At 43.0% G+C, this 24,217-nt stretch carries 22 protein-coding genes; 4 read left to right on the top strand and 18 right to left on the bottom strand.

Translation table 11 applies throughout. From position 1 onward, the window contains the following. The first annotated feature begins 51 nt into the window (after nt 1-51). Entirely contained in the window at nt 52-2,622 is a 2,571-nt protein-coding gene (locus PHAL_RS0116135; RefSeq protein WP_016709463.1) for a M1 family metallopeptidase, read from the top strand. Between the two features lie 71 nt (nt 2,623-2,693). Here PHAL_RS0116135 and PHAL_RS23145 read toward each other — a convergent pair whose 3' ends face one another. The 3 genes from PHAL_RS23145 to PHAL_RS0116150 all read right to left on the bottom strand — a co-directional run bounded on the left by PHAL_RS23145 (nt 2,694) and on the right by PHAL_RS0116150 (nt 4,516). Next, nucleotides 2,694-3,146, bottom strand: coding sequence for a hypothetical protein (locus tag PHAL_RS23145; RefSeq protein WP_016709464.1), 453 nt, complete (start codon nt 3,144-3,146; stop codon nt 2,694-2,696). Between the two features lie 64 nt (nt 3,147-3,210). Further along, nucleotides 3,211-3,576, bottom strand: a complete 366-nt coding sequence (locus PHAL_RS0116145; protein ID WP_016709465.1) for a hypothetical protein — start codon at nt 3,574-3,576, stop codon at nt 3,211-3,213. A 70-nt stretch (nt 3,577-3,646) separates the two neighbouring features. Beyond that, entirely contained in the window at nt 3,647-4,516 is an 870-nt protein-coding gene (locus PHAL_RS0116150) for a hypothetical protein (protein ID WP_016709466.1), read from the bottom strand. A 115-nt stretch (nt 4,517-4,631) separates the two neighbouring features. Between PHAL_RS0116150 and PHAL_RS0116155 the strand changes: the two genes are divergently transcribed. The 3 genes from PHAL_RS0116155 to yjjG all read left to right on the top strand — a co-directional run bounded on the left by PHAL_RS0116155 (nt 4,632) and on the right by yjjG (nt 6,819). Beyond that, nucleotides 4,632-5,531: a phosphoribulokinase gene (locus PHAL_RS0116155; protein ID WP_016709467.1), complete on the top strand. Its 900-nt coding sequence runs from the start codon at nt 4,632-4,634 to the stop codon at nt 5,529-5,531. Between the two features lie 67 nt (nt 5,532-5,598). Continuing rightward, entirely contained in the window at nt 5,599-6,135 is a 537-nt protein-coding gene (gene yjjX, locus PHAL_RS0116160) for an inosine/xanthosine triphosphatase (RefSeq protein ID WP_016709468.1), read from the top strand. Between the two features lie 9 nt (nt 6,136-6,144). Next, nucleotides 6,145-6,819, top strand: coding sequence for a pyrimidine 5'-nucleotidase (gene yjjG / locus PHAL_RS0116165; RefSeq protein WP_016709469.1), 675 nt, complete (start codon nt 6,145-6,147; stop codon nt 6,817-6,819). 100 nt (nt 6,820-6,919) lie between these two features. Here the strand turns inward: yjjG and lpxC are convergent, their stop codons facing one another. The 15 genes from lpxC to rsmH form a co-directional block, all read right to left on the bottom strand. Further along, a complete protein-coding gene (gene lpxC, locus PHAL_RS0116170; protein ID WP_016709470.1) occupies nt 6,920-7,831 on the bottom strand; it encodes a UDP-3-O-acyl-N-acetylglucosamine deacetylase in 912 nt (303 codons plus the stop codon). Between the two features lie 104 nt (nt 7,832-7,935). Continuing rightward, nucleotides 7,936-9,180: a cell division protein FtsZ gene (gene ftsZ / locus PHAL_RS0116175; RefSeq protein WP_016709471.1), complete on the bottom strand. Its 1,245-nt coding sequence runs from the start codon at nt 9,178-9,180 to the stop codon at nt 7,936-7,938. A 21-nt stretch (nt 9,181-9,201) separates the two neighbouring features. After that, nucleotides 9,202-10,434 (bottom strand): cell division protein FtsA, encoded by a 1,233-nt coding sequence (gene ftsA / locus PHAL_RS0116180; RefSeq protein WP_016709472.1) that lies wholly within the window; start codon nt 10,432-10,434, stop codon nt 9,202-9,204. Continuing rightward, complete coding sequence (locus PHAL_RS0116185; RefSeq protein WP_016709473.1) at nt 10,431-11,210, bottom strand: cell division protein FtsQ/DivIB; 780 nt, start codon at nt 11,208-11,210, stop codon at nt 10,431-10,433. The genes ftsA and PHAL_RS0116185 overlap by 4 nt, the downstream gene beginning before the upstream one ends. A 1-nt stretch (nt 11,211) precedes the next feature. Next, a complete protein-coding gene (locus tag PHAL_RS0116190) occupies nt 11,212-12,132 on the bottom strand; it encodes a D-alanine--D-alanine ligase (RefSeq protein ID WP_016709474.1) in 921 nt (306 codons plus the stop codon). Next, nucleotides 12,129-13,577, bottom strand: coding sequence for a UDP-N-acetylmuramate--L-alanine ligase (gene murC / locus PHAL_RS0116195; RefSeq protein ID WP_016709475.1), 1,449 nt, complete (start codon nt 13,575-13,577; stop codon nt 12,129-12,131). The genes PHAL_RS0116190 and murC overlap by 4 nt, the downstream gene beginning before the upstream one ends. Continuing rightward, nucleotides 13,578-14,687, bottom strand: a complete 1,110-nt coding sequence (gene murG, locus PHAL_RS0116200; protein ID WP_016709476.1) for an undecaprenyldiphospho-muramoylpentapeptide beta-N-acetylglucosaminyltransferase — start codon at nt 14,685-14,687, stop codon at nt 13,578-13,580. It lies immediately after the preceding gene. After that, nucleotides 14,684-15,859: a cell division protein FtsW gene (gene ftsW / locus PHAL_RS0116205; RefSeq protein ID WP_029216204.1), complete on the bottom strand. Its 1,176-nt coding sequence runs from the start codon at nt 15,857-15,859 to the stop codon at nt 14,684-14,686. Before ftsW ends, murG begins: the two co-directional genes overlap by 4 nt. Beyond that, nucleotides 15,856-17,181 (bottom strand): UDP-N-acetylmuramoyl-L-alanine--D-glutamate ligase, encoded by a 1,326-nt coding sequence (gene murD, locus PHAL_RS0116210; protein WP_016709478.1) that lies wholly within the window; start codon nt 17,179-17,181, stop codon nt 15,856-15,858. The genes ftsW and murD overlap by 4 nt, the downstream gene beginning before the upstream one ends. Further along, nucleotides 17,182-18,264, bottom strand: a complete 1,083-nt coding sequence (mraY, locus tag PHAL_RS0116215; RefSeq protein WP_016709479.1) for a phospho-N-acetylmuramoyl-pentapeptide-transferase — start codon at nt 18,262-18,264, stop codon at nt 17,182-17,184. Next, on the bottom strand, nt 18,258-19,646 hold the full coding sequence (locus PHAL_RS0116220; RefSeq protein WP_016709480.1) for a UDP-N-acetylmuramoyl-tripeptide--D-alanyl-D-alanine ligase: 1,389 nt from the start codon (nt 19,644-19,646) through the stop codon (nt 18,258-18,260). Before PHAL_RS0116220 ends, mraY begins: the two co-directional genes overlap by 7 nt. Further along, on the bottom strand, nt 19,643-21,148 hold the full coding sequence (gene murE / locus PHAL_RS23150) for a UDP-N-acetylmuramoyl-L-alanyl-D-glutamate--2,6-diaminopimelate ligase (protein ID WP_050901595.1): 1,506 nt from the start codon (nt 21,146-21,148) through the stop codon (nt 19,643-19,645). Before murE ends, PHAL_RS0116220 begins: the two co-directional genes overlap by 4 nt. After that, entirely contained in the window at nt 21,141-22,958 is a 1,818-nt protein-coding gene (locus tag PHAL_RS0116230) for a peptidoglycan glycosyltransferase FtsI (protein WP_016709482.1), read from the bottom strand. Before PHAL_RS0116230 ends, murE begins: the two co-directional genes overlap by 8 nt. Beyond that, nucleotides 22,955-23,281, bottom strand: coding sequence for a cell division protein FtsL (ftsL, locus tag PHAL_RS0116235; protein WP_016709483.1), 327 nt, complete (start codon nt 23,279-23,281; stop codon nt 22,955-22,957). Before ftsL ends, PHAL_RS0116230 begins: the two co-directional genes overlap by 4 nt. Beyond that, nucleotides 23,278-24,216: a 16S rRNA (cytosine(1402)-N(4))-methyltransferase RsmH gene (gene rsmH, locus PHAL_RS0116240; protein ID WP_016709484.1), complete on the bottom strand. Its 939-nt coding sequence runs from the start codon at nt 24,214-24,216 to the stop codon at nt 23,278-23,280. The genes ftsL and rsmH overlap by 4 nt, the downstream gene beginning before the upstream one ends. Between the last annotated feature and the right edge of the window lies 1 nt (nt 24,217).

Genomic DNA, 24,217 nt, shown 5'->3' on the forward strand with positions numbered 1-24,217 from the left:
TTTTTTGAAGCTTTGGTACATAACTTCTAACAAGAAAAATCCAGGTGCTCTATGTTTATTAAAAGCTTACTGACTCTGAGTGTGGCCGTTGCTGTTAGTTCAGCCCATGCTAATGAGTTTGTTATCGAAAAACTTGCCAAACCAAGCTCTCAACACGTCTCTTTAACTCTAGATCCAGCCCAAGATACATTTTCCGGTATGACCGAAATAGCTCTTGAAGTGCTAAAACCAACTAACTATATCGAACTGAACGGTGTTGACTACGCAGCACAAATGGCAAAGTTGCTGGGGGATGAAAACTGCGATTTAAGTACTGAAATGCTTAAAACTGGCAAGGTTAAGTTCAGTTGCGCTGAACAAATCCAACCAGGAAAGTATACCCTAAAAATTGATTTTACCGCACCTTATAACCGCCAAAGTGTGGGCTTATATAAAACCTTAGATCAAGGTGTGCCATATTTATTTACCCAGTTTGAAATGAGCGATGCCCGCCGTGCATTTCCGGTATTTGATGAACCAAGTTACAAAATCCCATTTCAATTAACGATTACAGCGCCAAGTTCACAAAAAGTGTATGCCAACACCCCTGAACTAAAAACCACAAAAACGGGTGAGATGACCACTCACTATTTTGATAAAACGCCGCCAATTCCATCCTATTTGGTGGCAATGGCTGTGGGTCCATTTGAAGAGCGTGAAGTCAAAGGTATGCCTATTCCAGGACGCGTGATCACGCCGCAAGGTAAAATTCATTTAAGCGAATATGCCGAGCAAGCAATGCCAAAAGTGCTAGCAGCCCTTGAGGATTATTTTGGGATCCCCTACGTTTATAAAAAGCTGGATTCTGTCGCTGTACCAGAGTTTCCATTTGGCGCAATGGAAAATGCTGGTTTAGTTACCTACCGTGAAGATATTTTACTGCTAGATTTAGCCACGGCTACGCGCAGTAAAAAGCAGCGTAATGTATCGATTATTGCTCATGAACTTGCTCACCAATGGTATGGTAACTTAGTCACCATGAAATGGTGGAATGACTTATGGCTAAATGAAGCGTTTGCGAGCTGGATGGCGGCCAAAATCACCGCTCAATTAAACCCTGAGTTTGAATCACATTTAGATTTACCACAAAATAATGTAATGGCACTCGATGCACGTTTAAGTACTAAACCAATTCGGAAACCAATTAAAACCGAAGCCGATATTATGGATGGCTTAGGCCTTGCGTATAGCAAAGGCAGCTCTGTATTAGCCATGGTTGAAAATTGGATTGGTGAAAAGGCATTCCAACAAGGTATTCAGGCGTATTTAAAAGAGTTCTCTTATAAGAATGCAGAAGCGGCTGATTTATGGCAAGCACTTGGTAAAGCATCAAACAAAGATGTAGCAAGCGTATTAAAATCGTTCATCGAACAGTCTTCATTTCCGCTTGTTAAAGTAACTCAGCAAGGTAAAACACTGACCATTAACCAAAGCCGCTTTACCAACGCTGGAGTTGACGCACCGGCACAACTTTGGAATGTACCTGTGGCAATAAAATACGGTGTAGGCGACAAAGTCAAAACCGCTAATGTATTACTGAGTAAGGCCAACCAGAGTGTTAAGCTTGAATTTGAACCAGAGTGGATTTACCCAGATCAAGGAGCTTTAGGTTATTATCGCTGGGTAATGGACGACCAACAATTCGCTTCATTAATTGAGCATGCAGCCGAAGTACTCACCGTACGCGAGCGCTTAGCATTGCTATCAGCCGCCGATGCATTATTAGATGCTGGTGTAATTTCAGCAGCCCACTTAATGCAAACTCTGGAAGTATTCGTAAGTGATAAACATCCTCGTGTTGCAAACACTGCACTTGGCTATTTAGCAGCGCAAAAACGTACTTTTGAAGATGAAAGCAACCACGACTTGTGGCCTGAGTTTATTCGTAAAAGCATCATGCCTGCAGCTAAGCAATATGGTTTAACGGCCAAAGTTGATGAAGACGCAGCAATTTCACAATTACGTACGCAAGTGGTAGCTCGTTTAGGATTTGACGGAGAAGACAAAAGCGTAATAAACACCGCTAAAGCACAAGCGCGTGTTTACTTAAGCAATCCTGAGAAAGTAGACCCATATCTGGCATCAACTTACTTAAACTTAGCGGCATTTCATGGCGATCAACACTTACTTGATGCCTATATAAATACCTTTAAAACGACTAAAGACCCGCAAGTGCGCACTAAAATGCTTGCCGCAATGAGTTACTTTGGTAGTGCTGAACTACAAACCAAGGTGTTAAATTACAGCTTAACTGACGATGTGACTGCATCAGACATGCGTACTATCATGTCTGGTCAAATGTATAGTAAGCCTCGTGAAAGCTTATTTATCAATTGGGTATATGAAAATTACGATAAAGTAGCGGCCAATTTACCTCCTTTCTTTGTGCCTAACTTACCTTATTTTACAACCTCAGGTTGTAGCGCTAGTAGCTTGGCAAAAACACAAAGTTTCTTTATGGATAAAATTGCTGACGAGCCAGGTTATGCACGTACATTAAGTAAACTTGAAGAAAGCGTGAATAATTGTATCTCACTTAAAGAACGTGAGTTAGCGTCTGTTAATAGCTTCTTAAAGCGTTAATTTTTATAAAAACGGCAAACCACTGGTTTGCCGTTATTACTAAACTAATCCTGAACTTAGCAATATTAAACTTACCATTCACCGCGCTTAATAATTGACAGAATTTGCTCAGCCTCCCCAACCAACTGATAGTCTAAATTAGTAAACTGAACCACTATCTGATCACAAACTGCAGCTATACTTCCTTCATCACGTGTTTCACATACTTTTAGCTGATAATTGTGATCCGGTAATATTTTTTCAATACTGTAGCTTATCTGTGTTTCATCCCCACCGGGATACGGATAATTTGCACTATTACAGCCACGTGAATTTGCTGACTCAATAAACACTGCGGCAGTGGTATTATCACCATTAAGGTTAGTGACCAATTGTGCAAAGCACCCTGCTGGTATTACTTCATTCTGGCTAACGAACTGGTCATGTTCAATTGTATAATCAGGCGCTGGTACACTATGAGTAGCTTGTAAACCACAACCAGCTAAGCTCGCCGCTACAGTTGAAGCGAGTATTAAGCGTTGCATAAGTCAATTCCATTTATTTACTTTAGGGACGATTATACCCAAGCAAACTGAAATCAAAATGAACCTAACCGTTGATAATTTTTACCAGCTGAGTAATAAATTCTTTCGCGCCTGCAACACTATTCATTTTAAAACCAATACCGTAATGAATGGGATTGGTGCTTTTAAAAATGCGGGTCGGGAAGCGAGTCATTTCACTACTATGGAAAAAGCCTGCAATACGGCTAACACCGTCTATGTTATTAAAATCATCACTAAACACTTCCAGCGCCGGGCGCAGTACTAACTTAGCTTGCCCGCCTTCTATATGCAGATAAATAGCTTCTTTTGATTTAGGCAACATGTACTCAGTAATATTTTTAATTCTAAAATTACTACGACATTGTAATTCAATTAACTGCTCATTGATTTGATCTGGGCTAGCTGACATGGTTATTCTGTTCCTTATTAGGCTATTAGCTGTAAACTACAGTACAGCTAAAAGCCTGAAAAGTCTTATATTATATACTACATACAAAAGCGAGCTGTTCATCTAAATAGCTCATACGAGTAATCCTACTATCACAATAAGGCGTTAAATCTAACCACAGTGAAACGTGTTCAGGGCTATCCAACTGGCGTTGATAAATACGACTACCGATTGCATAAATAACCGTATTTGCGTCTTTAAATGCGTAATCTTGTACATCTTGGGGTAAACGAAACAAATTAGTCACACTAGCTTGTTGCGGATCATAACTGGCTAACCAATGCTGCTGCGCTTTATTGTAGCTAAATGTGTAAACTCCTAGAGTATGGTTAAAAGTCAAAGTACGCCCTATATTGTGCGCAACAACTGTTGGCTTTGCAGCAGTAACCTGAGTGTATTGTAAGGTATGAGGTTCGCCTAAAATAAACATAACCATATCATTTTTAGGCCCCCAAGCATGATAACCAACGGGCTCTATCCACTCAAAAATGCGACTCGGTGGTACGTTATGATCAAACGGGTATTGCCATAATTTTTGCTTACCGTCAGCCTCAACCACGATTGCTGAAAGCGCATCACCATCAGGAGTTAAAGTAGGAGAGTATTCACTTACAGCTGTATTTGTTAAATTAACGACTTGTTGATTGCTAAAATCGTAAAAAGCCAAATCAGTTTGGCTTTGCCCATCTGTTTGTACTTCTTTGGTAAAATAAATACCGGCTTGAGTAAGTAACGGTTGATTATTATAAACATCATTATTGGTGATACGGCTTACTTGTAATCCATATTCCGTGTTAAGTTTAGCAAGTAAAATTTCGCTCTTTGGCATCGCAGCCAGAGCCATATGAGGGATAGTGACAAAGGTGGCAACTAAACTTAACCAAGGTGAAATCAATTTCATGTGGGTCTCTCGTTATTATTCTCTGCCTATAATAGCGTTAATTAACTCCCTATGTCACTTGACCTACTCTACTAAGCCCTTTATAAATGACTAGACCATAATAACGAGAACAATTATGTCAGCTAAACATCCGATTATTGCAATCACTGGTTCATCTGGTGCAGGTACTACCACTACGACAAGCGCGATAAAACATATATTTCGTAGTCTTAATATTGAGGCTGCATTTATAGAAGGCGATAGTTTTCACCGTTATACTCGCCCTGAGATGGATAAAAAAGTCCGTGAAGCGCAACAAGAAGGTAAACACATTAGTTACTTTGGTCGTGAAGCAAATGACTTTGGCGCACTTGAAAGCTTGTTTAGCACCTATGGTGATACTGGTGCTGGTAAGTTACGTCGTTATTTGCACACCTTCGATGAAGCCGTCCCTTACAATCAATTACCTGGTACCTTTACACCATGGCAAGAGTTAGAGGCTAGCACTGATATTTTATTCTACGAAGGACTGCATGGCGGCGTAGTTGATGAAGATCACGACGTAGCAAAACATGTCGACTTACTCATTGGCATGGTGCCAATTATTAACCTTGAATGGATCCAAAAACTGATCCGCGATACTTCTGAACGTGGTCACTCTCGCGAAGCCGTGATGGGCTCAATTGTGCGCAGTATGGATGATTACATTAATCACATTACGCCACAGTTCTCACGCACGCATATAAACTTTCAACGGGTTCCAACGGTTGATACGTCTAATCCTTTTAGCGCAAAAGATATTCCGTCCCTTGATGAAAGCTTTGTAGTTATCCGTTTTCGTGGCATAGATGATGTAGATTTTCCGTATTACCTACGGATGATTGAAGGCAGCTTTATGTCACGTATCAATACCCTTGTAGTACCTGGTGGAAAAATGGGCTTGGCAATGGAACTTGTGTTAACCCCACTCATTAAAGACATTATTTTGAAAAAACGCGCCCTTGCCGAATTAGCCCCGGTTGATTTGCCTATTTAAGAAATACGCTTGCTGAAATACCTAGCTTATGTAAACTGCTGACTTCATCATAAAAGGAGATGTCAGCATGGCACAATCATTACGTATTATTGTCGGTTCAAACAATCCAGTTAAAATAAATGCCGCACGCAGTATTTTCTCTCTCTACTATCCTGATATGACAATTGACTGCCAAGGTGTTGACGCTCCATCACAAGTACCAGATCAACCAATCGGTGAAGATGAAACCCGTATTGGTGCAGAAAATCGTGTATTACATTGCCAACAGCATCATCAAGCCGACTTTTACGTGGCAATGGAAGGCGGTGCAGAGCAATTTAGTTATGGCCCAGCAACCTTTGCATTTGTGGTGATTGCCAACAGCCAGCAACGAGCAATCGGCCGCAGTAGTAATCTACCTTTACCACAACGTCTTTATGATTCGTTGCTACAAGGTAACGAACTGGGTGATGTAATGGACAATGCATTTAAAACCACCAATATCAAACAGCAAGGCGGCGCTATCGGTTTATTAACTAACCACCATGCCACCCGTGAAAGTACTTACACACAAGCCTTAACACTCGCTATGGCGCCGTTTATACACCCTGCACTTTATCGCTAAGGAAGTTTAATGAAGTATACCCATGTATTATTCGATGCCGACGAAACGCTATTCAGCTTCAATGCCTTCGCAGGCTTAAAAAGAATGTTTGCCAATTACGGAGTTAACTTTACTGAGGCTGATTATCAACACTATCAAGTAACCAATAAATCACTGTGGCTTGCTTATCAAGACAATCAAATAACGGCAACACACTTACAGGTAACCCGGTTTAGTGAATGGGCCGCTAAACTCAATGTGCCCGCTCAAACACTCAATGATGATTTTTTAACCGCGATGGCTGAAATCTGTCACCCCTTACCAGGTGCTGTAGAGTTACTCACTGCGCTAAAACCACATGCTCGGCTTGGTATCATTACCAATGGCTTTACGCAATTACAAGCTCGCCGCTTAGCGCGCACCGGCTTAAACGATATGTTTGATTGGCTAGTTATTTCTGAGCAAGTTGGCATAGCAAAGCCTGCGAAGGAAATTTTTCAACATACTTTTGATTTAATGGGTAACCCTGACAAAGCGCAGATCTTAATGGTTGGCGATACTGCAAACAGCGATATACTCGGTGCGCAAAATGCAGGAATTGATAGCTGCTGGTTACAGCACCCAGGGTTTGAGCTACCGCAAGGGATCACGCCTACTTATAAAATTACCGAGTTGGTGCAATTACAACAGCTGTTGGGATTGTAGAAAGGTTCTAGGCTTGCAATTAAAATCTAGGCCATAATATTAAGGCAAAAAAATGACGCTCAATGGCGTCATTTTTTATAACTGTAGTAAGCGGTTGTAATTACGCTGTGGCTACTTCTAGGCCCGGTGCTGGCATTGTAACTGGAGTATCAAATGTAGCCCATTCCCATGCAGACTCAGTTGCCATAATTTTACGAAGTAACTTGTTATTTAAGTCATGACCCGACTTATAGGCAGTAATTTTGCCTAAAATGTTGTGACCTGTCATAAACATGTCACCAACACAGTCTAGAATCTTATGCTTAACAAACTCATCGCTGTAACGCAGACCGTTAGGATTAAGTACCTTAAACTCATCCAATACAACGGCGTTGTCCATGCTGCCACCTAAAGCTAGGTTGTTAGCATGCATATATTCAATGTCTTTCATAAAACCGAAAGTACGCGCGCGGCTAATTTCTTCAGTGAAGCTTTGTGCCGTGATATCTAAACCGATACGTTGGCGGCTTTCATTGATTGCCGGGTGGTCAAAAGCAATTTCAAAGTCGATATGAAAACCATCATAAGGTTCGATCTCGGCCCATTTATCGCCTTCTTCAATACGTACTTTTTCTTTTATACGAATAAAGCGCTTAGCCGCATTTTGCTCTGCAATGCCGCCTTTTTGTAACAAATAGATGAATGGCAATGCACTACCATCCATAATTGGCACTTCTGAGCTATCTAATTCAACGATCAAATTATCAATCCCCATTGCTGCTACCGCTGCAATCAGGTGCTCAGTCGTAGATAAGCGAACGCCATCTTTGTTTGTTAAACAGGTACACAATTGCGTATCACCAACGGCTTCAGGCGTTGTTTCAAAATCAACAACCGGATCAAGGTCGACACGACGAAATACAATCCCAGTATTTGCGCTCGCAGGTCGGAGAGTTATTGTGACCTTCTCACCTTTATGAAGTCCAATTCCTATGGCTTTGACTATTTCTGCAATCGTACGCTGTTTAATCATAGCTTCGCTCACTTATAGTTACAGTTAGACTACCGATTGTATCACATATACGACCAGCTGCCAAATTCGATTACTTTTCAAGCAAAATAATTTTATTTATTTGCTTAATCGGCCTGTTTTCTTAAAAATGCAGGGATGTCAAAGTAATCACCACCTTCTGATTTTTCAGACTTTTTACTGCTTTCATTAGTTTTTGATAAACCGCTATTGCTTTGCGTTGTCATGCTCGACTCGTGTTTTTCAACACTTGGGGCAGCAGTTACATCATCACTGCTACCTTGGCTTGCAAAGCTTGGTACATACATACTGCTTGTTTGGCCTGTTGAACCACTTACATCAGAACCTGACGCTTTCTTAAAGCCGTTATCAACAATACCAAACTGTGGACGACGATCACCGCCCAAACCTGTTGCTACCACTGTTACACGTAATTCATCCGTCATTTCAGGGTCAATCACAGCACCTACAACAACTGTCGCGTTTTCAGATGCTAGTGCTTTAACGTGGTTACCAACAATTTCAAATTCTTCAATCGCGATATCCATACCGGCGGTGATATTAACCAAGATACCTTTAGCACCGGTTAAATCAACATCTTCAAGTAATGGGCTAGAGATAGCAGCTTCTGCCGCTTCTTGCGCACGATCAGGACCCGACGCTGACGCTGTGCCCATCATCGCAGTACCCATTGCTGACATTACTGTACGTACGTCGGCGAAATCCACGTTGATTAAACCTGAGCGGGTAATTAATTCCGCAATACCTTGTACCGCACCAAACAATACGTCATTTGCTTTCGCGAACGCATCTAATAGTGTAGTCCCTTTACCTAAAACTTTAAGCAATTTATTGTTAGGAATTGTAATAAGTGAATCTACAATTTCTGACAATTCGTTAATACCTTGTTCAGCAGCTGCTGCACGCTTTTTGCCTTCAAAGTCAAACGGACGCGTTACTACTGCAACGGTTAAAATACCTAGCTCTTTAGCTATTTTAGCAACAACCGGTGCAGCCCCAGTACCAGTACCACCGCCCATACCTGCAGCAATAAATACCATGTCAGCACCTTCAAGGCTGGCACGAATAGTTTCCGCATCTTCTTCTGCTGAATTTCGGCCAACTTCAGGATTTGCCCCAGCACCTAAGCCTGAGGTGATCTGCGTACCTAGCTGCACGGTAATATCAGCAGATGAATTACGTAATGCTTGCGCATCCGTATTAGCTGCAATAAAACGCACACCTTCAATTTGTTGCTTAACCATGTGCTCGACTGCGTTACCGCCGCCGCCGCCCACGCCTATTACTTTTATGACAGCTTCTTCGCTGTGTTGTTCCATCATATCAAACATGTTTACTCTCCGACTTGAGTATTAAAACTCGCCTTGGAACCACTTAGTAATACGGTTCCACCAATTGTTATCGCCTTCAGGTTTCGATTTTTGTGCATTCATCGATTGCATTGTGCGGCCATACTGTAATAAGCCCACCGCCGTTGCATATGAAGGGTCATCTACATAATCAGTCAAACCAACCATCCCGATTGGTTTGCCTATTCTTACTGGCATCTGGAAAATGTCTTCTGCCACTTCCATCGCGCCAGCCATTTTAGCACTCCCGCCAGTTATGACGAGTCCTGCTGCAATTTGGTCTGCTAACCCTGAACGATGAATTTCTTCCATCGCCAGTTCAAATAACTCTCTAAAGCGTGGCTCAACCACCTCTGATAAGGTATGTCGCGACATTAATCGCGCAGGTCGCCCACCAACACTTGGTACTTCTATTGTCTCTTCGCTGCTGGCCATCTGGCTACTTGCACAGGCGTATTGTACCTTGAGTGATTCAGCATGTGATATCGGTGTGCGAAATATTTTTGCAATATCGCCCGTCACTTGATTACCCGCAACAGGGATAACCGCAGAGTGACGCAGCGCACCATTGATATAAATGGTGATATCCATTGTACCACCGCCAATATCAAGCACCGCTACACCAAGCTCTTTTTCATCATCAGTTAATACCGAGTAACACGACGCAAGGGCTGTAAAAATCAGTTGGTCAACTTCAAGACCACAGCGCTCTACACATTTTTCAATGTTTTTCGCCATATCATTTGAGCAAGTGATGATATGAGCACGGGCTTCCATTCGTACACCACTCATACCACGTGGGTTTTTAATCCCTTCTTGCATATCAATACTGTACTCTTGCGGCAACGCATGCAGCATTTTACGCTCAGCAGATACCGGCACTGAACGAGCAATATGAATCACATTTTCAATGTCTTCATCGGTAACTTCGGTGTTATTAATTGCCACCACACCACTTTCGTTTTGACATTGAATATGTTTACCGGAAATCCCCAGATACACAGAGCTGATACGGCAATCTGCCATAAGCTCTGCTTCATCGATTGCACGACGAATAGACTCAGACACTAAATTAAGGTCGTTTACGCCGCCTTTATCCATACCATGGGATACTTGACTGCCAACCCCAACAATACTGAGCTTGTTATCTGCGGTGATTTCACCAACCGTGGCCACCACTTTTGAGGTGCCAACGTCTAATCCAATCACGAGGTTTCTTTCTGCTGACTTAGTCATGCCTTACTCTTATTTTGTAATTGCGCTTCTTCCAGGAGCTTCCAGCTCACTGCAAGGCCGGTATCATACCGTAAATCCACTACATCTACTTGTGCATCTGCACGTTTTTCCATCCGCGGGTACACATCGATAAACCGTTGTACCCGTTTAGCTTTTTCTTTACGCCCTAGCTTAAGGCGAATGCCGTTATCAAGCCACAGTTGCCATGAAAACCGCTCAGACAATGCAAGACTGGTTAACTTTAAATCGTTTACTTTGAGCATGTCATCAAATTGCTTGAAGGCAACCCATGCTTCTAACTCACTCCCTTCCGGGCCATAAAGCTGCGGCAGTTGTTCAACGAGTTTGTCGCTACTCGCTTCAAATACTTCACCGCTTTGGTTCAGCAATAAATCACTGTTCCAAATTGCCACCGCGTGGTGCTCCACTACGTACACTTGTAATGTGTCTGGCCATTGCTTACGTACCGATGCCGTGGCAACCCAAGGCAGCGCTTGTACCAAATGCTGCACATGTTTAACGTCTAAATCAAAAAAACTCGATAAGTCGGCTTTTTTAATTGCCCCAATAATCGCTTTTTCATCAGTATATTGAGGTTTACCTAATACCGATAAATGCTTAATTTGGGCGTCTTTGTTCTCTACCAACCACTCCCTTACGCCGCTGGTAATTTGCACTAAGCTAAACACCACGACCAGAAAAAAGCTCACTCCAAAAATCAGCGACCAATTTAGTTGCTGTTTTAATTGCTGCGCTTTTTCCAAAAAGGGAGGCATATTAAAGCGTTTGCCCTAAAATGCGAACAACTAATTGCTCAAAGCTTGCGCCATTTGCTTTCGCTGCCATCGGCACTAACGATTTTTCAGTCATGCCTGGTACAGTATTCACTTCAAGTAAGTAAAAGTTGCCCTCAGCATCTTGCATTGCATCAACACGTCCCCAACCACTGGCGCCTACTAAATCAAACGCCTGTAACGCCATTGTTTGCAGCTTTTGCGTGTCACTTGCTGATAAATCAGCAGGGCAATGGTATTGCGTAGTATTTGATTGATATTTAGCTTGGTAATCATAAAAGCCATTCGGGGTGGTCATTTCAATTACAGGTTGTACATCATCACCTAAAATAGCCACGGTAAATTCACGGCCAGTTATCCATTGCTCAACTAATACTTGGCTATCAAATTTAAATGCAGCAGCCAGTGCTGCATCAAGCTCCTGCGCATTATTTGCCTGCGCCATGCCGATGCTAGAGCCTTCATGTGACGGTTTAACCATTACTTTTTTAAGCTCAGCCATAATAGCGTTAGCATCAAAACCACGTTTGTTATCCACAACAGCATATGGTGCGGTACTTAACCCTGCTGATTTAAATAAATGCTTACAACGAACTTTATCCATCGCTAACGCTGAACCTAATACGTTACTGCCGGTATAAGGGATGCCCATAAATTCAAGTGCGCCTTGAATGGTACCGTCTTCCCCCCCGCGGCCATGCAAAGCAATAAACACACGTTCGATAGCTAATTCTTTTAATTGCCATAAAGGTTGTTCTTTTGGATCAAACGCAATGGCATCAACACCTGCATTTTGTAATGCGTTCAAGACAGCTTGACCTGATTTTAGTGAGACTTCGCGCTCAGCGGAGTTACCACCAAGCAACACGGCCACTTTGCCAAATTGTGTGTTTAATTGCGTCATACCTTTACCTGCTTAAGTTTCTCAATCGATAGCGATGTCGCTGCGAGTACTTTTACTAATTGACCTATATTACCAGCGCCTTGGGTTATAACTAAATCATTATCTTGTAATGTATCTGCTAAAACACCTGCAAGCTCTGAGCTGCTGGCAACATGCAGAGGCTCTTTACCACGTTGACGCAAAGTGCGGCATAAGCTCTTACTATCAGCCCCCACAATTGGCTCTTCACCAGCACTGTAAACATCTAACAATAATAACTGGTCAACATCAGCAAGTACTTTTACAAAGTCTTCATACAAATCACGAGTACGCGTAAAACGATGCGGTTGATAAATCATCACTAAACGTTTATCAGGCCAGCCTTGGCGAATTGCCGCGATTGTTACCGCAACTTCTGAAGGGTGGTGACCATAATCATCCACTAGCATCACTTTGCCGCGCTCGTTTTCAAAGTCGCCATAATGCTGAAAACGACGACCAATGCCTTCAAACTTCTGCAATGCTTCTAAAATTGCATGGTCAGCAATTTTTTGATCTTTGGCCACAGCAATCGCTGCAGTGGCGTTCAATGCATTGTGCTTACCTGGCATATTTAAATGCACAGTTAACTCATCACCTTGCTTGCTACGCACTTTAAACTGGCTCGTATTTGCGGTTTGGCTAAAGTCAGTCATGCGATAATCGGCGTCACTTGACTCTCCGTAAGTGATCACCGGACGTGCAAAACGTGGAATAAGCTCAGCCGCCACTTCAGAGTCAATACACACCACAGCAAGGCCATAAAACGGTAGGTTATGAATGAAGTCTACATACGTGTCTTTCATTTTTTCTAAACTACCGCCGTAAGTATCCATGTGATCTTCTTCAATATTAGTGATCACCGATACCATAGGTTGTAAATGTAAAAATGACGCATCACTCTCATCCGCTTCAGCAATTAAAAAATCACTTTTACCCACCTTAGCATTACTACCAGCACTATTAAGTAAACCACCTATAATAAAGGTTGGATCAAGCCCTGCTTGAGCATAAATACTGGCAATTAAACTGGTTGTTGTGGTTTTACCGTGAGTGCCAGCAATGGCAATACCATGGCGAAAACGCATTAACTCGGCCAGCATTTCAGCGCGGCGAACCACAGGGATACGTGCAGCTTTTGCTGCAATAATCTCAGGGTTAGATTCATCAATCGCACTTGATACCACTACAACGCTGGCATCTTTTACATTACTTTGATGATGACCAATAAACACTTCAGCACCGGCTTGGATCAAACGTTCGGTCATTGCACTGTGCGCAATATCAGACCCAGTAATACGGTATCCTTCAAAAGCGAGTACTTCGGCAATACCACCCATACCCGCACCACCAATGCCAATAAAGTGAATGGTGTTAATACGGCGCATTGCCGGGCGAGTACTTTTTTCTGTTGACGTTTCTTTCACTTAATAATCTCTTTTTTCTGTAACGTGCTGTGCAGGCAGAGCAACACCGGCCGCATCCATACAATGCCATGCAACATTTGCGGTAGCATCGAGTGTCGCCAACTGTTTTGCATTACCAGCAAGTTCACTAATTAATTCTGGTTCGGCTAAATATGGGCGCAATAGTTCAACAATGTTTTGTTCGTTAAACTGCCCCTGCGGCATTAATAATGCTGCTTTGCCATCGACTAAAAATTTTGCATTGGCGGTTTGATGATCGTCCACTGCATGCGGAAACGGCACAAATACCGCCATTTTGCCAGCAGCGGCAATTTCACTGACAGTTAAAGCGCCAGCGCGGCAAACCACTATATCAGCCCAACTGTATGCGGTATCCATATCATCAATAAACTCTGCCACTTTTGCTTGCTCAACACTAAAACCTTGTTGCTGATATGCCTGTGTTACCGAGCCAAGCTGCCCTTTGCCTGTTTGATGCCAAACATTTAGTTGAAAGTCATCATTCAGTTGCTTAAATGCCACTGGTAATGTTTGATTTAGTACTTGTGCCCCTAATGAACCACCAACAACTAGAATATTAACCGGCGTTGATGCGGTGCGCGTTGTTACACTTGCCACACTGGCTCGCACTGGATTACCAACAACTTCACTGTGACCTGCAGCAAAAGCTTGCGGAAATGCAGCTAAAACTTTATTAGCAAACTTAGCGAGGTATTTATTACTCATACCAGCCACTGCATTTTGTTCATGGATCACCAATGGAATACCTAAGCTTTTTGCAGCCATGCCGGTTGGCCCTGTCACATAGCCGCCCATCGCAAGCACAACATCAGGGCGTTGCTTTTTCAATACTTTACGCGCTTGCAATATGGCATTAATAACCATAAATGGGGCTTTTATTAAACGTGCAAGGCCATTTCCTCGCACGCCTTTGACATTAATAAAATCAATATCAATACCGTGTTTGGGTACCACTTGGGCTTCCATTCGGTCGGCCGTGCCAATCCAACTAACCTGCCAACCTTGTTGTTTTAAGTGATCCGCCACCGCAATACCAGGAAAGATATGCCCCCCCGTGCCACCAGCAACAACGACTAATTTTTTACTCATCGCTTACCTCCGCGAGATGTTGCTTGTTTTGTGGCCATTTTGGTTTCAAAGTCCACTCGTAATAAAATAGCTGCCGCTATGGTCATGATAAGTAAGCTAGAGCCACCATAAGACACAAACGGTAAAGTTAGGCCTTTGGTTGGTAAAATACCGGCACTTGCGCCCACATTCACCATGGTTTGAAACGCAAACCAAATACCTATTGCGAATGCAAAATAGCCTTCATATTCTTTGCCGCACTTTAATGCTTGTTGACCGATTAATAAGGCTCTAAATACAAAGGTTCCAAATACCATCAAAATACTGACAATACCGATAAAACCTAGCTCTTCACCGATCACGGCAAAAATAAAATCATTATGAGCTTCTGGTAAATACTGTAATTTTTGTACACTATTACCTAAGCCTTGACCAAACCAGCCACCTTGGCTATAGGCCATTAATGACTGTACTAACTGGTAGCCTTTTCCAAATGGATCATCCCATGGTTCTAAAAAGCCTACCACTCGCGCCATGCGATACGGTTCAATAATGATCAGTAAAACCACTAAGCCAATGCCGGTTAAGATCAATACAAAAAACTGCCACAATTTCGCGCCAGCTAAGAACAATAACCCGACTGTAGTTACAAACATCACCACCACAGTCCCTAAATCGGGTTGTAGTAAAATTAATGCCGCGTACACTGCAAATACAGCAATAGGCTTAGCAAAACCTTTTATGTTCTCTTGTACTTCTTCGCGTTTACGTACCAAATAACCAGCGATATAACTGAAAAAATATAACTTTGCGGCTTCAGCAACTTGAAAGCCTATCGGACCTATTGGGATCCAGCGCTTTGCACCATTCACTTCACGGCCAACAATCAACACAATGATCAACAACACCATGCCAAGCAGTAACAAATAAGGGTTGGAGCGCTTCCACCAGTCCATCGGCACACAGCAGGTGATCCAAAACAATACAAAACCAATCGCTAAAAACATGCTGTGGCGGATAATAATATGATACGGATTATCAAACAGACGATCTGCGGTGGGCATTGAGGCACTCGTCACCATCACAAATCCCAAACCTATGAGCATAATCACACAGTACAGCAGAGGTACATCGAACAGCTGCGCCGATGGCTTTGGAGTCAAAGAGTCACGAATATCAGCAAACGCGATCATAGCGCCTCCGCTAAAACACATTGGCTAAAGTGATCGCCACGTTGCATGTAATTGTTATACATATCGATGCTGGCACAAGCAGGAGCAAGCAAAACAATATCACCCACTGTCGCTAGCTGCTTAGCAAGCGCAACAGCTTGTTCCATATTTGTTGTTAGGTGACCTTTATCAGTTAATGCAACTAAGGCTTTAGCATCTTTACCGAAACAAATTAACGCTTTAACTTGTTGCTGTAAATACGGTTTTAAACTATCAAGATCTGCACCTTTAGCATCACCACCGGCAATAACCACCAGTTGCTTAGCTTGATCTGCCAAGCTTTCTATTGCCGCAATAGTCGCGCCAACGTTAGTGGCTTTAGAGTCATTAAAATATTTAACGCCCGCTTGTTCTGCAACAAACTGGCAACGATGAGCTAACCCTGTAAATTCACCAAATGCCTGTGCATATTGCTGTGGTGTAATATCAAATGGGCTGAGTAAAGCCATAACCGCTAATGCATTGAGCTGATTATGACGACCCACCACCGCTAAACTGCTCACAGGCAACAAAGGCGCATTTTGATAACTAAAGTACTGAACACCTTGATAAGTCATCAGGCAATAATCGCCAGTGTCTATCCCAAAGCTCAATTGCGGCATAACCTGCGTATGGGTTGCGCTATCGCTGCTGTTGATCACAGCAAGAGCCGCATTACTATAAATTGTTTGTTTTGACTCTATGTATGCTTGATAACTGGCATAGCGGTCTAGGTGATCTTCTGAAACATTCAATACCGTTGCGCTAATCGGCTTTAAACTGTATGTGGTATCGAGTTGAAAACTCGACAACTCGAGTACATACACATCAAAATCATCGCTTAATAAGTCCAACGCTGCGGTGCCAATATTGCCACCAAGGCCAACTTTATAACCGGCGCTTTTTAGCACTTCGTACGCAAGTGTCACCACCGTTGATTTACCATTAGAACCAGTGACAGCAACTACAGGCTTATCTGTTAAGCGCGCAAACAATTCAATATCACCCAATATTTCCACACCCGCTTGTATCGCTTGTGCAACAGCAGGAAGGGTCAAACTTAGGCCTGGGCTGATGATGATCATATCTGCACTATCAAGCTTTGCCTTTGCTAGATCACCAAAATGAGTATTTAAATTTGGCGCATGCTGTTGCAGCCAGTCACTTCCCGGTGGCGATTGGCGACTATCAACTACATTCGGTGTTAAACCTTGCGACAATAAAAAACGCACAATGCCCAGACCGGTTACACCGAGTCCGAGCACTGTTACTTGTTTGTTTTTTATCTCGTTTAAATACGTCATTTACCTGATCTTTAATGTCACGAGGCCAGCCAGTACTAGCACGATTGATATAATCCAAAACCGAACAATAACACGTGGTTCTGGCCAACCCTTTAATTCGTAGTGATGGTGAATAGGCGCCATTCGAAAAATGCGCTGGCCGCGTAATTTATACGAGCCGACTTGTAAAATCACCGATAACGCTTCCATCACAAACACGCCCCCCATAATAATGAGTATCAATTCTTGGCGTACCAATACCGCAATAATTCCTAGTGCACCACCAAGTGCTAATGAACCTACATCCCCCATAAATACTTGTGCCGGATAGGTGTTGAACCATAAAAAGCCTAGGCCTGCACCGACAATGGCAGTACATACCACAACTAACTCACTAGCCAGCGGTAAATGTGGAATATGTAAGTAAGCCGAAAAATTTACGTTACCGGTTAAATACGCAATAATCGCCAGTGCTGCCGCCACTAAAATAGTTGGTACAATAGCTAAGCCATCAAGGCCATCAGTGAGGTTTACAGCATTTGAAGTACCCACCACCACAAAGTAAGTCATTACTATGTAAAATAAGCCTAATTGCGGTAACACATCTTTAAAAAATGGCACAACGAGTGAGGTTTCATTTGCATGGTTCGCACTAAAAAACAATGCACACGCCACCACGAGTGCGATCACTGATTGCCAAAAATATTTCCACTTAGCGATAAGTCCTTTAGGATCTTTGCGGATCACTTTACGGTAATCATCAACAAAGCCAACAATACCCAACGAGCCGATCACAAACAGTGTTGCCCACACGTATTTATTGCTCAGATCAGCCCATAGTAGTGAGCTTGTAAAAATAGACGCTAAGATTAATAAGCCCCCCATGGTTGGAGTGCCTTTTTTCGATAAATGAGATTCGGGCCCATCATTACGAACTACTTGGCCTATTTGCATTCTTTGCAACGCGCGGATCAATTTAGGACCAAAATATAAAGAAATTAATAATGCCGTTAAAATGCCAAATACTGCGCGCACCGTAAGGTACGAAAACACATTAAAGGCACTGTAATATTGAGTTAGGTATTCTGCCAGCCAAACTAACATTGAGATACTCCATTGCGGCCAACTTGCTGGCTGTTAACTAAATCTTGTACTAATAATTCCATGCGAGAGCTACGTGATCCCTTCACGACGATAGTGGTGTTTTGTGTTGAATCAGCCAACTCTGCCCGCAACTGTTGCAATAGCTGTTCACGGCTCGAAAAATGCCGCTGTGGTTGAGCAAATTCATCACTGGCATATTGGCTCAATACACCTAAACTATACAGCTCATCGATACCTTGTTGTTTGGCATATAAACCAACTTGTTGGTGATAAAGCGCAGCTTCCTTGCCAAGTTCGCCCATATCACCTAAGACCAAAACACGCTTACCTGCTAGGTCACGTAATAGGTCGATTGCAGCCTTAACTGATTGCACATTAGCGTTATAGGTGTCGTCAATCACGGTTAGGGTGTCAGTAACAGGAATTATGTTTACTCGGCCTTTAACTTCAGCCATATTTGCGAGCGCTTTAGCGATCGCCTCAAGTGACACACCAAACTCACTGGTTAGTGCCGCAGCAATTAATGCATTAGTCACATTATGACGACCAGGCAGTGCAAGCGTTACTGGCACACGTTGCTGCGCAGTGCAGAAGAAAAAAGACGCGTGTGCTTGTGCATCTAAGCTGATATCTTCAGCCCAAATGTCCAGCTGTTCAGTGCTTGATAAACATTTAATTTTACGCCCTGCAAGCTTATTCAACCAACCATCGCTAAATTCACTGTCACAGTTAACAATTGCAGTACCATGCTCTTTTAAGCCGTCGTAAATTTCACTTTTAGCAGTGGCTACGCCTTCAAGCGAGCCAAAGCCTTCAATATGCGCTGCTGCAACATTACATACTACAGCTACATCAGGTTTGGTCATGGCAACAGTGTATGCAATCTCACCAATATGATTCGCACCAAGTTCAATAACGGCATACTTATGCTGAGGTTCAAGGCGAAGCAAGGTCAATGGCACACCAATGTCGTTATTAAAGTTGCCATTCGTTGCTAACACCTCACCATGTGCGGCTAAAATAGCGGCACACATTTCTTTTACCGTGGTTTTACCGACACTTCCAGTGATCGCGATAGTTTGCGGAGCAACACTTGCCATTACCGCTGCACCAATGTCGCCTAGTGCAATACGTGTATCTGCCACTAAAAATTGGGGAATATCAACGGCAACTTTATGACTAACGATGGCAGCTATTGCGCCTTTGTCTTTCGCTTGTTGTACAAATTTATGGCCGTCGAAATTAGAGCCTTGTAACGCTAAAAACACCTCTCCCGCGCAAACTGTGCGAGTGTCCGTATTAATATTAATTACGGGTTGATTATCACCTTGATAATCGCTTGCTAGCACATTTGCCAGCCAATCAAAATCCATAGGGATCATAACTGCGATCCTCTGAGTTGTTGTTCTTGTAAATCTAGCTTTTGTGCTTGTTGTAAGTGCTGCTGAACAAACTTTCGATCGCAAAAATCGATCCGTTGCGCACCAATGATTTGGTAATCTTCATGGCCTTTGCCTGCAATCAAAACAACGTCTTGAGCATTTGCATTATCAATAGCAAAGGCAATAGCTGCAGCACGATCCGCCTCTAAATGAACTTTATCTGGTTGACTAAAACCTGCGGCAATATCGTTAATGATCTGCCACGGATCTTCACTGCGGGGATTATCACTGGTGACAATAAGCTGATCAGCATATTGCTCTGCCGCTTTTGCCATCATCGGGCGCTTGCCTTTATCACGATCGCCACCACAGCCAAATACACAACTTACGCCACCAGGCACATGTTGTTGGAGTGCTTGCAGTGCCAATGCTAAGGCATCCGGCGTATGAGCATAATCAACAATACAAGTTGGTTGGTTTGGTGCGCTAAAGGCCTGCATTCGGCCCGCAACAGGCTGTAAACTTTCACACCCTGCGGCTAATTTTTCAAGCGGATAACCCATACCCAATAACGTGGCTATTGCGGCGGCTAAATTATATAAATTAAATTCACCAAACAGCGGACAAGCAATGGCAATATCACCCCAACTTGTCGTTAATTGTGCCGAAATACCAGTTTTATGGTAATTAACATCGGTAAAGTAAACAAACCGTGCATTTTTAGGTACTAGCGCTTTGTGACCATAACAAATTAAGCTATTAAAATCATACTGCTCTAACCATTGCTGAACTTGATGATCATCTTGATTAAGTACCACCAGCTGCGCATCAAAGTCTCGCATTAGCATTAGCTTAGCGTCAGCATAACTTGCCATATCACCGTGGTAATCTAAATGATCGCGAGATAGATTGGTAAACACCGCAGCTTTAAAGTGGGTATTGGCAACACGATGCTGTACCAGTCCATGGGATGAAACCTCCATCGCCACCAACTTATTATTTTGCTCAGCTAATTGCGCTAATATTCTTTGCAAGTCAACACATGACGGTGTGGTGTTAATTAATTCGGTTAAGTTATCTGGCTGCCCATAACCCAATGTACCAACAATGGCTGACGGGGTACCACAAAACCTTGCTAAATGGGCTATCATAGCGGTGGTGGTTGATTTACCGTTCGTACCAGTAACACCTATCACATCTAAGTGCTTACTCGGTTGCTGATAAAAATGACTCGCCAAAGCCGGTAGCTTTTTATCCAAGTCAGTAATTAAATACAGCGGATCAAAATCAGATTCAAACTCACATAAACGGTCAGCAATAATCGCCACCGCGCCATTATCAATGGCGTGTTGTATAAAGTGCCCACCATCTAACTGGTGGCCTTTAATAGCCACAAATACGTCACCGGGGGTGACATCGCGACTATCCAAACGCAAATCTTTAACTAACAAGCTTGCAGCTGATACTTCTATTTTTTGTAAAATTATTTTTAAATCACGCATCATCATCTATGCCCTTCACGTAGGCAACCGAGCCTTTATCAGGCGCTACGTTTAAAATTCTTAATGAATTAGAAATTATTTCAGCAAACGCCGGTCCTGCCGTTGCGCCGCCGTAATAAACATCTCCACCGGGCTCATTAATTAATACTACTACAGCTAAACGTGGGTTACTGGCAGGTGCTAAACCTGCAAAATAACCAACATACTCATCCCCATAACCACCTACGGCGGCTTTTTTAGAGGTGCCTGTTTTTCCTGCTGCGCGATAACCATCGACCTTTATACGTCTCGCTGTACCATCGTCTTCAAATACGCTTTCCATCATATGTACAACGGCTTCAACATCTTGTTGTTGAAATATTCGTTCACCTTCAGGAATACTGTCTTGCTTTAAGATTGTAAGTGGACGATTTACACCACCAGCACCTAACATGGCATAAAAACGTGCCATTTGAGCGGTACTTACGGCAAGGTTATAACCAAATGACAAAGCGGCAATTTCGTGATCAGACCAACGACGATTAGGGTAAAACAAACCACTGCTTTCCCCGACCATACCGGTGCCTGAATCTGTTCCAAAACCCACTTTTTGGAATAACCCAACAAAGTAATCCTTAGGCACTGTTTGACTAATTTTCGTCACGCCCATATTACTGGAGTATTTTAAAATCTCACGCAGTGTCATTTCGCCGTGGTTACGCGAATCTGACACTAAACTACCGCCTAAACGCATCCAGCCTGGATAAGTATCAATTTTATCATCCGGTTGAATTGTGCCGTAGTCTAAGCCAGCTAAAATGGCTAGAGGCTTAACGGTTGAACCAGGTTCAAACAAATCAGTGATTGCGCGGTTACGACGCTTATGAGGAGCTGCATCATTTAAATTATTGGGGTTAAAAGAGGGGCTGTTAACCATCGCTAACACTTCACCGGTTTTTACATCCACAACCATTGCCGAGCCAGAGGTTGCCTTGTAAGTCAGTACTGCTGATTTAACTGCTTTATAAGCAATTGCTTGAATACGTTGGTCGATACTGAGTTGGATATTTTCAGGCTCAATGCGTTCACGTTCATCAAGTACTTCCACTTCACGCCCTTGTGCATCTTTACGAATAGTACGACGTCCTTCCACACCGGTTAGCGCACTTTCATACAGTTTTTCTATGCCTTCAATCCCTTTACCATCAATATTGGTAAAACCTAGCACATGTGCAGTTACTTCACCTGCTGGATAATAACGTTTTGATTCATCTAATAAATGAATACCTGGTAGGCGTAAATCACCAATATAATTGGCAACGGCTGGAGTTACTTGGCGTTTTAAATACACAAAACGGCGGCTAGCATCGTCGCGTAAACGACTATTAATTTTGTTCGGTTCAATACGCAGTACATCGGCAAGTTCGCGCCAACGTAAGTCATTTTTGTAATATTCGCTAATACGTTGCTCAAGTAATGCTGTATTTTCGGCCAATGCTTTTTCGTCTTCGCCATTTTTTCGTGCTTGCCTAAGCACTTTAGTACGCAATGACTTATGCAATGCTTTTGGATCTGCATACACGCTTACAACTGGCACACTCACTGCGAGCTCTTTACCATGACGGTCAAAAATCATCCCACGTTGTACGTGTAATTTTTCAACTCGCACGGTACGTTTGTTACTTTCTGAACGCGCTTTATCAGGCTCAATAACTTGTAAATAGGCCGCACGTGAAACCAAAGTGACAAAAACAAGCAGCACAACAGAGCACACCAGCATAAAACGCCATGTGATCAAACTATTGACTGGTTTTTTCCCTCTGCTTCTCATGGCAGTACTATCACCTGTTCATCTTGGCTGGTCGGCCGTTTCATCTCAAGTTGCATGGTGGCAATTTCTTCAATGCGCGCATGCTGCGAATAAAATTCTTCTTCAACTAATAAATAACGCCATTCTAAATCCAGCTCATCTCGCTCTTGCAGCAGCTGATCTTGTTCAATCAGCTCTTGGCGAGCAAAGTGGGTGACCTGCACCACACTCAAACTGGATGCAAATATCACAACCAATAAGGCCAACGTCAGCTTATTTGCAGCTAGGCCTTTGAGTACTTCTACAAATAAATTGGGTTGTCGATGATTCGCTTTTGGCTTCATCCCAATCTCTGTGCCACCCTAAGTACTGAGCTACGTGAACGTGGATTACGCTCAATTTCAGCTTGGCTTGGCTTAATAGCTTTACCCACTGCCTTTAACGTCAGGTTTTGATTTATTTGTGCATCAGTTAAAGGCAGACCTCTGGGTAATGCTGCTCCCTTACTCTGTTTTTTAATAAACTGTTTTACAATGCGATCCTCAAGCGAATGAAACGAAATCACCACTAAACGGCCACCCGGCTTTAATACCCTAATTGCCGCCTGCAGCGCTGTTTGAATCTCTTCAAGCTCACTATTGATATAAATACGGATCGCCTGGAAAGTACGCGTAGCCGGATGCTTAAACTTATCTTTTACGGGGACCGCTTCATCAACCAAATCAGCTAGCTGCTTGGTCGTCGTAATAGGAGTGTGTTCACGAACTTCTAAAACCTTGTGCGCAATACGGCGACCAAACTTTTCTTCGCCATAGGTTTTGATCACATGCACAATGTCTTCAAGTTCGGCTTCGGCTAACCACTGCGCCGCGCTTCGGCCACTGGTTGGGTCCATACGCATATCAAGCGGGCCATCCTTCATAAAGCTAAAACCACGTTCAGCATCATCTAATTGCGGAGATGACACACCGATATCTAATAAAATACCATCCACTTTACCTAACAGATCGTTTTGCGCCGCCACTTCGTATAAATTAGAAAAACGCGTGTGAGCAATAGCAAAGCGGTTATCATCGGCAAACTTTTCAGCTGACTTAATTGCTTGTGGATCTTGATCAATCGCTTGTAATCGACCATGTTCACCAAGGCGCGCCAAGATTTGCCCAGAATGTCCGCCACGGCCAAATGTACCATCCATATAGATGCCGTCTGGCTTAATTGCTAACGCATCGATGGTTTCGTCCATTAGTACGGAAATGTGTTCAAATTGCGCTGTCATT

Origin of the sequence: Pseudoalteromonas haloplanktis ATCC 14393, from assembly GCF_000238355.1 — a bacterium.
Taxonomy (GTDB): domain Bacteria; phylum Pseudomonadota; class Gammaproteobacteria; order Enterobacterales; family Alteromonadaceae; genus Pseudoalteromonas; species Pseudoalteromonas haloplanktis.